The 12837-nt window shown below is 63.5% G+C and carries 14 protein-coding genes; 3 read left to right on the top strand and 11 right to left on the bottom strand.

Annotated features, from left to right (window positions below; genetic code table 11):
* Positions 1-2 precede the first annotated feature (2 nt).
* On the bottom strand, positions 3-701 hold the full coding sequence (locus tag NKI52_RS16510; RefSeq protein ID WP_023677729.1) for a phosphatidylserine decarboxylase: 699 nt from the start codon (positions 699-701) through the stop codon (positions 3-5).
* Between the two features lie 264 nt (positions 702-965).
* On the opposite strand from NKI52_RS16510, the gene NKI52_RS16515 reads away from it, so the two are divergent.
* Positions 966-1832, top strand: a complete 867-nt coding sequence (locus NKI52_RS16515; RefSeq protein WP_352569668.1) for an SMP-30/gluconolactonase/LRE family protein — start codon at positions 966-968, stop codon at positions 1830-1832.
* Positions 1833-1837: 5 nt separating this feature from the next.
* On the opposite strand, the gene NKI52_RS16520 is transcribed toward NKI52_RS16515, so the two are convergent.
* The 4 genes from NKI52_RS16520 to NKI52_RS16535 all read right to left on the bottom strand — a co-directional run bounded on the left by NKI52_RS16520 (position 1838) and on the right by NKI52_RS16535 (position 6122).
* Complete coding sequence (locus NKI52_RS16520; RefSeq protein WP_352569818.1) at positions 1838-2185, bottom strand: antibiotic biosynthesis monooxygenase; 348 nt, start codon at positions 2183-2185, stop codon at positions 1838-1840.
* An 89-nt stretch (positions 2186-2274) separates the two neighbouring features.
* On the bottom strand, positions 2275-4161 hold the full coding sequence (locus NKI52_RS16525) for an ABCB family ABC transporter ATP-binding protein/permease (RefSeq protein WP_352569666.1): 1887 nt from the start codon (positions 4159-4161) through the stop codon (positions 2275-2277).
* Between the two features lie 20 nt (positions 4162-4181).
* Complete coding sequence (locus NKI52_RS16530; protein WP_023677733.1) at positions 4182-4556, bottom strand: ArsR/SmtB family transcription factor; 375 nt, start codon at positions 4554-4556, stop codon at positions 4182-4184.
* A gap of 60 nt (positions 4557-4616) precedes the next feature.
* The gene (locus NKI52_RS16535) at positions 4617-6122 is read right to left on the bottom strand and encodes a LysM peptidoglycan-binding domain-containing protein (RefSeq protein WP_352569664.1); all 1506 of its coding nucleotides are present in this window, start codon (positions 6120-6122) and stop codon (positions 4617-4619) included.
* A 114-nt stretch (positions 6123-6236) separates the two neighbouring features.
* Between NKI52_RS16535 and NKI52_RS16540 the strand changes: the two genes are divergently transcribed.
* Positions 6237-6848: an LOG family protein gene (locus NKI52_RS16540; RefSeq protein WP_352569662.1), complete on the top strand. Its 612-nt coding sequence runs from the start codon at positions 6237-6239 to the stop codon at positions 6846-6848.
* Positions 6849-6928: 80 nt separating this feature from the next.
* Here NKI52_RS16540 and NKI52_RS16545 read toward each other — a convergent pair whose 3' ends face one another.
* Positions 6929-7834, bottom strand: coding sequence for a LysR family transcriptional regulator (locus NKI52_RS16545; protein ID WP_352569659.1), 906 nt, complete (start codon positions 7832-7834; stop codon positions 6929-6931).
* A gap of 100 nt (positions 7835-7934) precedes the next feature.
* Between NKI52_RS16545 and NKI52_RS16550 the strand changes: the two genes are divergently transcribed.
* On the top strand, positions 7935-8225 hold the full coding sequence (locus NKI52_RS16550; protein ID WP_352569658.1) for a muconolactone Delta-isomerase family protein: 291 nt from the start codon (positions 7935-7937) through the stop codon (positions 8223-8225).
* 55 nt (positions 8226-8280) lie between these two features.
* Here the strand turns inward: NKI52_RS16550 and rarD are convergent, their stop codons facing one another.
* The 5 genes from rarD to NKI52_RS16575 all read right to left on the bottom strand — a co-directional run bounded on the left by rarD (position 8281) and on the right by NKI52_RS16575 (position 12833).
* The gene (gene rarD, locus NKI52_RS16555) at positions 8281-9213 is read right to left on the bottom strand and encodes an EamA family transporter RarD (RefSeq protein WP_352569656.1); all 933 of its coding nucleotides are present in this window, start codon (positions 9211-9213) and stop codon (positions 8281-8283) included.
* Between the two features lie 83 nt (positions 9214-9296).
* A complete protein-coding gene (gene cimA / locus NKI52_RS16560) occupies positions 9297-10919 on the bottom strand; it encodes a citramalate synthase (protein WP_352569654.1) in 1623 nt (540 codons plus the stop codon).
* Entirely contained in the window at positions 10916-11872 is a 957-nt protein-coding gene (pip, locus tag NKI52_RS16565; protein WP_023677740.1) for a prolyl aminopeptidase, read from the bottom strand. Before pip ends, cimA begins: the two co-directional genes overlap by 4 nt.
* A complete protein-coding gene (locus tag NKI52_RS16570; protein WP_352569652.1) occupies positions 11869-12345 on the bottom strand; it encodes a GFA family protein in 477 nt (158 codons plus the stop codon). The genes pip and NKI52_RS16570 overlap by 4 nt, the downstream gene beginning before the upstream one ends.
* A complete protein-coding gene (locus NKI52_RS16575) occupies positions 12342-12833 on the bottom strand; it encodes a GFA family protein (RefSeq protein WP_023677742.1) in 492 nt (163 codons plus the stop codon). The genes NKI52_RS16570 and NKI52_RS16575 overlap by 4 nt, the downstream gene beginning before the upstream one ends.
* Positions 12834-12837 lie beyond the last annotated feature (4 nt).

Genomic DNA, 12837 nt, shown 5'->3' on the forward strand with positions numbered 1-12837 from the left:
GGTCAGGAGATCCGCACGAGCGGCGTTGCGGCAACGCCGCCGAATTCCGCCAGCACCGTCTCACCGCCAACCGCGGTCTGGCCGACGGCGACACGCGGCGTCGCGGTCGAGGGCAGGAATACATCGACGCGCGAGCCAAAGCGGATCAGCCCGAAGCGCTCGCCGGTGCCGATGGCGCCGCCGGGCTCGGCCCAGCAGACGATGCGCCGCGCCACGAGGCCGGCGATCTGCACCGCGGCCACCGTTCCATTGGGGCTTTCGATGACCAGCCCGTTGCGCTCGTTCTCGGTGCTTGCCTTGTCGAGTTCGGCATTGAGGAATTTTCCTGGCCGATGCTCGATCCTGGAAATGCGGCCACGCACCGGAGAGCGGTTAACGTGGCAGGAAAAGACGTTCATGAATACCGAGATGCGGGTCATTTCGCCGCCGCCGAGGCCAAGCTCGCGCGGCGGCACTGCCGGGCCAACCGCCGAAACGATGCCGTCGGCCGGGCTGACAACCAACCGGTCGTCGATCGGCGTGACACGCTCGGGATCGCGGAAGAAATAGGCGCACCAGGCCGTCAGGATGAGACCGATCCAGAACAGGGTCGAGGAGAAATAGCCAAGAAAGAGCGTCGCCGCGCCGAATGCAGCGATAAAGGGATAACCCTCGCGATGGATCGGAACGAACGCATTCTTGATCGTGTCAACGAGGCTCATGGGATGAGGGCAACCTTGGTTCCAAGTCCGGCCTCAATAGCGGAAACACCCCGCGGTCGCAACGCGACAATGAGAGCGCTCGGGGGGTGGCGGTCGCCGCCGTTTCAGGATGCCGTTAGCAGCATCCGGACTGCCGAAGTGATCAACCGGAAATGTTCATTGCGATTGTCGGAACGCAGCACTCTCGCCCGTCCTTGGCAAGACAGCGCCTCTCATCGGCCTTTCGGCCATGACGATTTGCGCAAACCCGGAGGTTCTCGGCCCATGCAGAAATCAGCAGCTAGGCAAGTGCAAGTGGTGATGAACGGCTTGGCCTTCGGCGAGTCACCGCGCTGGCACGATGGCCGGCTGTGGTTCTGCAACTGGGGCACAGGCCAGATCATCGCCGTTGACGCCCTAGGCAACAGCGAGATCGCGCTCACCGTGCCGGCCACCCTGCCCTATTCCATTGACTGGCTGCCGGACGGGCGCCTGCTTGTCGTGTCCGGCCGCGAAGGGCTGATCCTCAGGCAGGAGGCAGACGGGACATTGGTCACCCATGCCGATCTGAGACAACTATCAAAGAGCCCGTGGAACGAGATCGTCGTCGATGGACGCGGCAACATCTATGTCAATGGTGGTGGGCCTGCTCCGGGTCCCGGCCAGCATTTCGGCCCCGGCGCCATCGTGCTGGTCGCGCCTGACGGCTCGGTTCAGCAGGTGGCTGAGAACCTCGCCTTCGCCAATGGCATGGCGGTGACGCCTGACAACAAGACGCTTATCGTTGCCGAGTCCCACGCCAACCGGCTGACCGCCTTCGACATCGCTGCCGATGGTGGCCTTTCCAACCGGAGGGTCTGGGCCGATCTCGGCAACGGTTTTCCCGACGGCATCTGCCTAGATGCCGAAGGTGCGGCGTGGTACGCCGACGTTCCCAACCGGCATTGCGTGCGGGTGCGCGAGGGCGGCGCGATGCTCGAAAGTGTCGATGTCGACCGCGGCTGCTTTGCCTGCATGCTCGGCGGCAGCGAGGGAAAAACGCTGTTCATCGTCGCCGCCGAATGGCGCGGCTTCGAACATATGATCAGCGATGCCCGTACCGGCCAAGTGCTCAGCGTCGACGCTACTGCGCCGGGCGCCGGCTGGCCGTAGAGAGCTTACATCCCGTGAATCCGCTGATAGTTGGCAATATCGGCCTTGACGCCAAGTCGCGCGATGGTCTCCTGAGGATTGAAGCCGCTGCGCTCATGCGCGGCCTTGATGATCGGCACGACCTTGTCGACGGCGGCCTGCCCTTCCCATTCGACAATGGTCACGAGGTTGAACTCGCCCGGCCCCGAGAATTGCTCAAGCAGGAAATCCTGGACGAACCCTTGCTGCTGGCGCAGCAAATCATGCGTCATCCGGACCTTGGCAAGAATCTCCTCGCGGGCGTTGGCCGGAACGACAAACTTGTCCACCCGGAATACACTGCCGCCACTAACTGCCTGATTTATCCCATTCATATCGATTGTCTCCGTTTTTGAACGACGCATCTTGCTGCGATCCAAAACGGCCTACGATCTCAACTTAAGTTGAGGTCAAGCACGAATTTTCAGCTCACCTCCGAGGTGCGGCGGCGGACGACGACGCCGAACTCGTCGCTTTCGCGGGCAATGCGCAGCCGCTCCTCGGCCTCGCTTGCCTCGCGCTGGCGGTCCCACATCGATGCATAAAGGCCGCGCTTGGCTATCAAGGCGACATGGGTGCCGCGCTCGGCGATCTGGCCATCCTGCAGGACGATGATCTCGTCGGCCGAAATCACTGTGGACAGCCGATGGGCGATGACGAGGGTGGTGCGGCCCTGGCTGACCAGGTCGAGTGCCGCCTGGATCTCCTGCTCGGTGTGGCTGTCCAGCGCCGAGGTCGCCTCGTCGAGCATCAGGATCGGCGGTGCCTTCAAAATGGTGCGGGCAATCGCCACCCGCTGCTTCTCGCCGCCGGACAGTTTTAATCCGCGCTCGCCGACCATTGAGCGATAGCCGTCGGGCAGCCGCTCGATGAACGGTCCGATCTGGGCCAGTTCTGCCGCCTTGCGCACATCCTCCTCGCTGGCGCCGACGCGGCCGTAGCGGATGTTGTAGGCGATGGTGTCGTTAAACAGCACCGTGTCCTGCGGCACCATGCCGATGGCAGCGCGCAAGCTCTCCTGCGTCACGTCGCGAATGTCCTGGCCGTCGATCAGAATCTTGCCGCGCTGGATGTCGTAGAAGCGAAACAAAAGCCGCGAAATGGTCGACTTGCCGGCTCCGGAGGGGCCGACGATGGCCACCGTCTTGCCGGCTGGCACCTCGAAGCTGATGCCCTTCAGGATCTTGCGGTTGGGGTCGTAGGAAAAATGTACGTCGCGGAACTCGACCCTGCCGGCATCGACGACCAGCGGCTTGGCGCCCGGCCGATCGACGATCTCACGCTTGACGTCAAGCAGATCGAACATGTTTTCGATGTCGGTCAGGCCCTGGCGAATTTCGCGGTAGATCATGCCGATGAAATTCAGCGGCACCGAAAGCTGTATGAGCATGGCGTTGACGAAGACGAAATCGCCGACGCTCTGTGTGCCCGCCTTCACCTCGAGCGCCGACATCACCATGACGACGGTCATGCCGATACCGAAGATCACACCTTGGCCGAAGTTCAGCCAGCCAAGCGAGGTCCAGGTCCTGGTCGCCGCCAACTCATAGCGCGCCGTGGACCGGTCGAACCGCTCGGCCTCCATGGCTTCGTTATTGAAATATTTGACTGTTTCGTAGTTGAGCAGCGAGTCGATCGCCTTCGTGCTGGCTTCATTGTCGCTTTCGTTCATCTCACGGCGGATCGAAATACGCCAATCGCTCGCCCTAACGGTGAACCAGACATAGAGCCAGACCGTGACCGCGATCACCAAGACGTATAGCCAGCCATAGGCGACGGCGAAGATGCCGGCGGTGAGCGCGAATTCGACGATTGTCGGCGCCGTCGCCAGCATGGTGAAGCGGACGATCGTCTCGATGCCCTTGGTGCCGCGCTCGATGACGCGCGACAGTCCGCCGGTGCGCCGTTCGAGGTGGAAGCGCAGCGACAGTTCGTGCATGTGCACGAAGGTGCGGAAGGCGAGCCGGCGCACCGCATGCTGGCCGACCCGTGCAAACAGGGCGTCGCGTAACTGGTTGAAGCCGAGCTGCACCAGCCGCACGGCATTGTAGGCGACGACCAGCATGACCGGCGCCAGCAACAGGGCCGGCAGCGGCGGCGGCGATTTGCTATCGCCGGCCAGTGCGTCGGTCGCCCATTTGAAGAAATAGGGTCCGGCCACCAGGGTCAGCTTGGCGACAACCAGCAGTACGGTTGCCCACACCACGCGCGCCCTCAGGTCGGCGCGGTCGGCCGGCCACATATAGGGCCAGAGATTGCGCAACGTTCTGAAGGTCGAGCCGGAATCTGCGGAAACGGTTTTCTCGGCCATTCTTGTTTACCTTTATGATTTTAGCGGCCGGAGCAGCAGGAATCGACCAGCGCGGCCAGCGATGCCGAAACATCGGCGAGCGCGGCGCGGTCGAGCTCATAGCGCGAGCGCTGGCGGTCAGGCTCGAAGCGGATCAGCCCGGCCTCAACCAGGATCTTCAAATGCTGGGAAACGGTGGACTGCGCCAGGTCGAGATGCTCGACGACCTCTCGACAGCAGCAGGAACGGCTTGCGGAAAGGTGTTTGAGAATTTCGATCCGCGCTGGATGCGAAAGGGCCGCGAGCCGGACAGCGACAGCGCGGCTATCCGGCGTGCAGTTGGCCGGCGTGCAGTTGGCCGGCGCGCGTTCATCTGCCGCGCGGCTTCGGTCCGTTACGAGGGGGGATTCGGTCATCGTCCATCGGCGATAAACGATGACTGGCCCTGCCGCAAGCTATCCTGATGGGCAGAACGGCTACTCGGTCTTGACTGGCGCCGTCGTCATCTGGTCGCCCATTGCCTTGAGATCGGCGGGCTCGCCTTCCTTCGATTTCTCCGGCACCTTGAACACCTGCCCCGGCCAGATGCGGTTCGGATTGCTGATCTGGTCCTGGTTGGCGAGATAGATGGTCGAGTAGCGCATGCCCTGGCCATAGACCCGCCGCGAAATCCGCCACAGCGTGTCATGGCGGCGGATGATGACTGCGCCATCGGCATGTTCGAGCTTTGGCGCCACGGTCTCGGGAGTTTCGCCCGGGGGCGTTGCGACAGCCATTTCGGCCGGGGCCTCGGTTGCAGGAGCGGGGGCAGTTGCGGGCGTTTCGGCGGCCGTTGCCGGTGCGGCTTCGGTCGCCGGAGCATTCGGCTCGGCTGGTTTTATCCCGGCAGGCTTCTGCTCGGCCGGCGCCACGGCCGCAACCGCCTCACCAGGCTCGCGCTCGAACGGCACAGCCGCACGGGCCACCACCGTCACGCCGTCGGCGTCGAGCGCATCGACGTGGATGGTGTAGGTGCCGACCGGGATGTCGCGTGTCGCTTCGACCAGGAAGTGGCGGTCGGGCGAGGTCTTCGCGTCACCGAGCAGGATATCGTTGGCATAGGCACGCACCTTGCGGCCGGGATCGGCAAGGCCGGCAACGAAAATCTTGTTACCGTCGATTTCGACAGCTTCGACGACGATCTTCGGCTCCGCCGCGGGAGTGGCGGGCGCTGCCGGTGTGGCGGGTGCTGCCGGAGCCGGCGCGGCTTCAACAGCGGCCGGCGCGGCAGGAGCAGGCGCTGCTGGAACATCAGCCGCCGGGGCGGCTGGCGCCGGCGCTGCGGCAGCCGGCAATTCGGTGCCGGTGGCGGGTGGCTGAACGGCCGCCTGTTCGCCGACAGGCGGCGAGGCGTCAGATTTCGCCTGAGGGCCCGGAACAGTGAGCAGTTCGGACGGCTTGCCCGGCTCCTCGACCATTGCCAGCACCTGGCCGGTGGAATTCTGGGGGATCGAAACGACGGCGGTCTGCGCCGAGGCGGTCACGACATTGCCAGCCGTCGAGCGCAGTGTGATCGTGTAGTCGCCGGGCTTCAGCGGATCGTCGAGAATAATGGCAAAGGCGCCGTCGGGACCGGCGACCGTCGAGCCGAGGACAGCCGAACCGTTGAGAATCTCGACCTTGGCGTTGGGCGCCGCATTGCCGGCGACGACGATCGAGCCGTTGCTTTCGACGCGCACGATGTCGAAGGTCGGCACGATTGCACCTGCTGTGGCCGGCGCGGCGGGCGCTGCCGCATCGGTGGACGCGGCAGACGCAGGCGGCAGCCGGCCCTCGGTCGCCGGAGCGGCCGGTTTCGAAGCCGGCGGCGTCAGCGCCGCGACCTCCGCAGGCCGGGTAGAATTGAGATACGGGTCGAGCGCGCCCGATACATAGGCGGTTCCCGCCGCGGCGACAGAGCCGCCAGCCGCGAACAAAAACGCCTTCAATGGATTAATTGCCATGTTTCCCTGCCCCTTAGCCACCTAATTTCGGTCTAGCCTGTTTTACCAAAGCCGACAAGAAAAAGCCCGCCCCAGGGCTTGACCATGCCAATAGTCCCTATCACCAATCATAACATGAACACGATTCGATCTGTCTGCGTCTATTGCGGCTCGTCCCCGGGCCGAGATGAAACCTATATCAAGGCCGGACACCTGCTTGGCCGCTCGATCGCCAAGTCCGGCCTGCGTCTGATTTATGGCGGCGGCACTAAAGGTATCATGGGTGCCGTCGCTGAAGGGGCATTAAAGGCCGGTGGCAAGGTAACCGGCATAATTCCGCGTTTTCTGATCAACAGGGAGGCGACCGAAACCGCGCTTAACCGGCTCGACGAGCTCGTCGTCACCGACAACATGCACGAGCGCAAGCACAGGATGTTCGAGAAATCCGACGCCTTTGTGGCGTTGCCCGGCGGCATCGGCACCGTCGAGGAGATCGTCGAGATCATGACTTGGGCGCAGCTCGGCCATCACCGCAAGCCGATCGTCTTCGGCAACGTCGGAGGGTTCTGGGATCCGATGCTGGCGTTGCTCGACCACATGGCAGCGGAGGGCTTCATCCACACGGCGCAACGGGTCAAGCCGCTGGTGGTCGAGGATCCGGAAGCAATCGTCGCCGCTATCATGGTGGCGGGATTCTCCGTCGATGCACCGACGGAGGGCGTGCAGTCGGTGATTGATAAGATGTAGAGTGAATGGTGAATGGTGAATGGTGAATGGTGAATGGTGAAGTAGAAGACTTTCCAAACCGGCGCCTGTCTATTCACTATTCACTCCTTCCCTACTGCCTTCCTCAAGTCTCCGATGACCGCACGCTTGTCCTGACGCCGCCAGGCGAGATGGATCGAGACGGTGCGTTCGAACCACGGCAGATCGCGAAACACGATCTGAAGCGGGGCGGCACTCCGCAGGCTGGCCTGCACCGTCGCCAGCCCAAGCCCGGCGCTGACCAAGCCCAACGACGTCAACGGATCGGTCGTCTCATAGGCTATGTCGGGCAGGAAACCGGCCTTCGCACAGGCGGCGAGAAATTGGCTACGGTTGGTGTCGTCAGGCTGGCGCACCACCGTGATCCAGGTACGGCCGTCCAGTTGCTGCGGCAGTATCTCCGCGATTTCTGCCAATGGATCGCCTTCCGGCATCGCCAGAACCAGCGGCTCGCGCATGATGAGCATGGCGACGATGTCGGGATCATCGGCAGAAGGAGGCGTGTTGACAAGGCCCAGATCGAGCGATCGTTCGCGCAGCGCTTCGATCTGGGCGGCGGAACGCTGACCCTTCAGTTGAAGATGAAATTCGGGCCGGTCGCGGCGAAACTGGCGCAGCATCCGAGCGACAAGCCCGGCATGGACCGCACCTTCCACATAACCGATGGCGAGACGGCCGACCGTACCGCTGGCGAGATTGCGGCCGAGTTCCTCGAGCCGTCTTGCATGGGCCAGCAGCGCACGCGCCTCGGCAAGAAAAGCGCGGCCCTCGGCATTGAGATGAACACGCTGCCTCGCCCTCTCGAACAGTGCGACGCCCAGCTGCTCCTCCAGCTGAATGATCTGACGGCTGAGCGGCGACTGCGAGATGTGCAGCAATTCGGCGGCACGCCCGACGTTGCCGGTTTCGGCCACCGTGATGAAATAGCGGAGCTGGCGCAGGTCGAACATTGTTGCTTCGATGCTCAAGTCCCGTGAGGTCTCAAATTTAGCCTAATCAGTCTTGGACTGTCTGGCCAGCAGAAGCGAATATTTCCGCCATTCCAACGGCCAACATCAGGAGATTCCGATGCAGTTCTTTGCCCTTCTTGCGCGCAACACCGAAAAGTTCACCGACGCCGATTTCGCGCCGCTGCTGCCTGGCGAGGCCGAGCAGCGCCGCACGCTCTATGCCGAAGGCGCCGTGCGTCAGGTGTGGAATCGGGGCGACATTCCCGGCAGCGGCATGATGTTCGAAGCCGGCAGCGATGTCGATGTGCGCCACCATCTTGCAACTTTACCGCTGGTCAAGGCCGGCATGATGGATATTGCCGCCGTCGTGCCGCTGCAGCCATATCCCGGCTTCGGGCCGAAGCGCTGAGCGCTCGTGAAAGACGCGGCTGCCGGCATTAAGACCGGCCAGCCGCCTTTCTTCGTTACGCGGCTCGAGCTGATGCGGAAACGGTCTTGCGCGCCGAAGAAAACATCGACCAGGAGTACATCGCCAGTGCCGCCCAGATCAGCCCGAAGGCTATGGCCTGAACACTGCCGAAGGGTTCGCCGAAAATCAGCACCGCGATCAAAAAGACGATCGTCGGCGCGATATATTGCATGATGCCGATGGTGGAGAGGCGCAGCAGCCTGGCGCCGAACGCAAACAACAGCAGAGGCACGGCGGTGACCGGACCGCAGCCGATCAGCAAGGCGGTGTCGTTCAGCGAGCTGGAGACGAAATGATCCTGTCCTGTGGCGATCAGGAAGATGATGTAGCCGAGTGCCGGCACCGACAGCAGCAGCACTTCAAGCAGGAAGCCCTGGCTCGGGCCGATTGGCAGCGTCTTGCGGAAGAAGCCATAGGCGGCAAAGGAAAAGGCTAGCACCAGCGACACCCAGGGCAGTTTGCCGGCGTCGATGGTCAGCACCGCGACCGCGATTGCCGCCAGCACCACCGCCGCGATCTGCAGGCGGTCGAGCCGCTCGCCGAGGAGCAGCGCGCCGACAACGACGCTGACCAGCGGGTTGATGTAGTAGCCGAGCGCGGTCTCGATGGTGCGGTCGACCGCGATCGCCCAGACATAGATGCCCCAGTTGACCGAGATCAGCGCCGCCGTCAGCACCGCCATCGAAATGATGCGCGGTGAACGAACTGCCGCTTTGAAATCGGCAGTGCGGCCGGCCCAGACCAGGACAGCGGCCGCGATCGGCACCGACCAGACGATGCGGTGGGCAATGACTTCGGCCAGCGGCAGATGCGCGACAGCCTTCATGTAGAAGGGCAGCAGCCCCCAAAGCAGGTAGGCGCCGAGCGCCAGCAGGAAGCCGCGACGAGCTTTGGTATCGGCCTCGATTTGAAGTGCTTGGGTAGCCATGGCCCAAGGCTATGCGCCAGCGGCTTGCCCAAAACCATCGCAAATTGCTGATGGATCAATGGAGTCTCGCTGATGGTTCAACGCTATTCCGCCGCCGCCAATCCCGCCATGTCGCGGTTCTTCATCAGCTTGTAGACGATCGAATCCATCAGCGCCTGGAACGAAGCATCGATGATGTTTTCGGAGACACCGACTGTCCACCAGCGCGCACCGGTGCCGTCATGCGATTCGATCAGCACGCGGGTGATCGCCTCGGTGCCGCCATTGAGGATACGCACCTTGAAGTCGGCCAGTTCGAGATCGGCGATCTCGCTCTGGAATTTGCCGAGATCCTTGCGCAGCGCAATGTCGAGCGCGTTGACCGGGCCATGGCCTTCGGCGACCGACATCTTCTCCTCGCCCTCGACCAGCACTTTCACGATCGCCTCCGAGACCGTCTTCAGCTGGCCGTTGGCGTCGAAGCGGCGCTCGACCATGCAGCGGAACGAGGTGACGCGGAAGAATTCCGGCAGGCCATGCAGCATCTTGCGCGCCAGAAGCTCGAAGCTGGCGTCGGCGCCTTCGTACGCGTAGCCCTCCGCCTCACGTTCCTTGACTACAGCGATCAGCGCATCGAGGCGATGGTCATCCCGGGGCATGTCGATGCCGCGCCGCTTCAGCTCGGCGAGGAAATTGGCCTTGCCACCTTGGTCCGAAACCATGACGCGGCGGCGGTTGCCGACAGTCTCTGGCGGCACATGCTCGTAGGTCGCCGGCTCCTTGGCCAGCGCCGAGGCATGGATGCCGGCCTTGGTGGCGAAAGCGGAGGCGCCGACATAGGGCGCTTGCGCTTCGGGCGCGCGGTTCAGCAACTCGTCGAAGGCGCGGGACAGGCGCGATATACCGGTCAACGCTTCTGCCGAAATGCCTGTAGCAAAGCGGCCCGAAAAGGCCGGCTTCAACGCCAATGTCGGCACGATCGAGATCAGGTTGGCGTTGCCGCAGCGCTCGCCGATGCCGTTCAGCGTGCCCTGGATCTGGCGCACGCCGGCCCCCACGGCGGCAAGCGAATTCGCCACCGCCTGGCCGGTGTCGTCATGGGCGTGGATGCCGAGATGATCGCCCGGTATGCCGGCGGCGATCACCTTTTCGACGATGGCGCGCACCTCGGAGGGCTGCGTGCCGCCATTGGTGTCGCACAGCACCACCCAGCGCGCGCCGGCATCGTAGGCCGTCCTGGCGCAGGCCAGCGCATAATCTGGATTGGCCTTGAAGCCGTCGAAGAAATGCTCGCAGTCGACCATCGCCTCCTTGCCGGCAGTGAGCGCCGCCTCGACCGAGGCCTTGATCGCCTCGAGGTTCTCCTCATTGGTGCAGCCGAGCGCGACGCGGACATGGTAGTCCCAACTCTTGGCGACGAAGCAGATGGCGTCCGACTTCGACTGGACCAGCGCGCCAAGCCCAGGATCGTTCGAGATCGACACTCCTGCCCGTTTGGTCATGCCAAAGGCAACGAACTTGGCATCGGCCGTGCGGCGCTCGGCAAAGAAGGCGGTGTCGGTTGGATTGGCGCCGGGGTAGCCGCCCTCGACGTAGTCGATGCCGAACTCGTCGAGCAGCTTGGCGATGGCGATCTTGTCCTCGACGGAGAAGTCGACACCCGGCGTCTGCTGACCATCGCGCAGCGTGGTGTCGAACAGATAAAGGCGCTCGCGAGCCATGGTCATTTCCCGGCAAACATGTCCGTTGCGCGGATCAGCCTGTCGAGGATGCCCGGCTCCGAATAGGCGTGGCCGGCGCCTTCGATCAGATGGAAATCCGCTTGCGGCCACGCCTTGTGCAGCGCCCAGGCGTAGCGCGCCGGGCACGGCATGTCGTAGCGGCCGTGAACGATGGTACCCGGGATATCCTTAAGCTTCCATGCATCGCGCAGCAGCTGTCCCTCTTCCAGCCAGCCGGCATGGACGAAATAGTGGTTCTCGATGCGGGCGAAAGCCAGGGCATAATCATCCTGGCCGAAGGGACCGCTGGTTTCCGGTTCCGGCAGCAGCGTGATCGTCTCGCCTTCCCACAGGCTCCAGGCGCGGGCGGCCTCGACCTGCGCCACAGGATCGCTGCCGACCAGCCGTTTGCGGTAGGCGGCCATCATGTCGCCGCGCTCGGCCTCCGGGATCGGCGCCAGAAACCGCTCCCACTTGTCGGGGAACATCTCCGACACGCCGAACTGGTAGTACCATTCGAGTTCGGCGCGGGTCAGCGTGTAGATGCCGCGCACGACCAGTTCGCTGACCCGCTCGGGGTGGGTCTCGGCATAGGCCAGCGCCAGCGTCGAACCCCACGAACCGCCGAACACCAGCCATTTGTCGAAGCCGCACATTTTTCGCAGGCGCTCGATGTCGGCGACCAGGTGCCAGGTGGTGTTGGCTTCAAGCGAGGCATTGGGCGTCGATTTTCCGCAGCCGCGCTGGTCGAACAGGATGACATCGTACAGCTTCGGATCGAACAGCCGCCGGTGCTTTGGCGAAATGGTGCCGCCCGGCCCGCCATGCAGGAAGACAGCCGGCTTGGCCCCTCTGGTGCCGGAGCGCTCCCAATAGACCTGATGGCCATCGCCAACGTCGAGCATGCCGGACTCGAAAGCCTCGATCTCGGGATAGAGGGTACGGAATTCGCTGCTCATAATTTCAGGCCCTGCTGCGGCCAGTTGGCCGTCTCGTGATCGGGATGCTGGAAGGAGATGATGGATTCCTGTCGCGCGTAGAAATCCGGGTCGTCATGGATCGGCGCGTCGAAGATCGTCTCGACCCAAGGCAGCCTGGCGGCGTAGTTAACCTGGATCTGCGGCGCCAGATCGGAACGGTCGTCGAAGGCGCCGATGGCGATCTCCAGCGCGCCGGGCTGGCGGTAGGTCAGCGGTGTGCCGCAGCGGGCGCAGAAGCCGCGATCGATGTTGACCGACGACTGAAAGTAACTCGGCTCCTCGCGCACCCATTCGACCCCGTCGCTCGGCACTGTCACCAGCGCGCCGAAAAACGACCCGAACTGTTTCTGGCACATGCGGCAATGACAAATGGACGAGCGGCCGAGCGCCCCGTGGATGCGGAAGCGCACGGCGCCGCACTGGCAGCCGCCGGTACGAACGGTTTCGGTCATGATTTTTCCTCCGGCGGCCATTGTTCGGTGTCGTGGTCGGGATGTTGGTAGGAGACGAGATCGGCGAGATAGGAGGCCGACGAGACGTCGGCCATCGTTTCCTCACCTGGCAATTCGTGGACGTGATCCACGTACGGGAGCTTGGCTTCTACACCCCATTGGATGGTCGGGGCGATCTCCTCGGGGTGGTCGAATGTGGCGATGGCGAGGGCCACCCCGTCGGGCGCTTCGAAGGTCAGCGGCGTGCCGCATTCGGCGCAGAAACCGCGCAAAGCCGCGTTGGACGAGCGGAAGCGTTTGGGCTCACCGCGCGTCCAGTCCAGCCTTGCGCCGCGCACCGAGACCAGCGGCAGGTAGAAATTGCCGCTCGCCTTCTGGCACATGCGACAATGGCATACGGAAGCATCGCCGAGAGCTCCTTCGACGCGGAAGCGCACCGCGCCGCACTGGCAGCCGCCTGTATAGACCGGTCTGTTGTCGAGGCTCATCGCG

The sequence above is a fragment of the Mesorhizobium sp. M0590 genome (genome assembly GCF_040320905.1).
GTDB lineage: Bacteria > Pseudomonadota > Alphaproteobacteria > Rhizobiales > Rhizobiaceae > Mesorhizobium.

What these genes read in the sequence shown, in the direction of transcription:
- rarD (WP_352569656.1), bottom strand. Translation starts at nt 9,213, where the DNA reads ATGGCTACCCAAGCACTTCAAATCGAGGCCGATACCAAAGCTCGTCGC.
- pip (WP_023677740.1), bottom strand. Translation starts at nt 11,872, where the DNA reads ATGAGCAGCGAATTCCGTACCCTCTATCCCGAGATCGAGGCTTTCGAG.
- NKI52_RS16510 (WP_023677729.1), bottom strand. Translation starts at nt 701, where the DNA reads ATGAGCCTCGTTGACACGATCAAGAATGCGTTCGTTCCGATCCATCGC.
- NKI52_RS16575 (WP_023677742.1), bottom strand. Translation starts at nt 12,833, where the DNA reads ATGAGCCTCGACAACAGACCGGTCTATACAGGCGGCTGCCAGTGCGGC.
- NKI52_RS16570 (WP_352569652.1), bottom strand. Translation starts at nt 12,345, where the DNA reads ATGACCGAAACCGTTCGTACCGGCGGCTGCCAGTGCGGCGCCGTGCGC.
- NKI52_RS16520 (WP_352569818.1), bottom strand. Translation starts at nt 2,185, where the DNA reads ATGAATGGGATAAATCAGGCAGTTAGTGGCGGCAGTGTATTCCGGGTG.
- cimA (WP_352569654.1), bottom strand. Translation starts at nt 10,919, where the DNA reads ATGACCATGGCTCGCGAGCGCCTTTATCTGTTCGACACCACGCTGCGC.
- NKI52_RS16550 (WP_352569658.1), top strand. Translation starts at nt 7,935, where the DNA reads ATGCAGTTCTTTGCCCTTCTTGCGCGCAACACCGAAAAGTTCACCGAC.
- NKI52_RS16525 (WP_352569666.1), bottom strand. Translation starts at nt 4,161, where the DNA reads ATGGCCGAGAAAACCGTTTCCGCAGATTCCGGCTCGACCTTCAGAACG.
- NKI52_RS16515 (WP_352569668.1), top strand. Translation starts at nt 966, where the DNA reads ATGCAGAAATCAGCAGCTAGGCAAGTGCAAGTGGTGATGAACGGCTTG.
- NKI52_RS16535 (WP_352569664.1), bottom strand. Translation starts at nt 6,122, where the DNA reads ATGGCAATTAATCCATTGAAGGCGTTTTTGTTCGCGGCTGGCGGCTCT.
- NKI52_RS16530 (WP_023677733.1), bottom strand. Translation starts at nt 4,556, where the DNA reads ATGACCGAATCCCCCCTCGTAACGGACCGAAGCCGCGCGGCAGATGAA.
- NKI52_RS16540 (WP_352569662.1), top strand. Translation starts at nt 6,237, where the DNA reads ATGAACACGATTCGATCTGTCTGCGTCTATTGCGGCTCGTCCCCGGGC.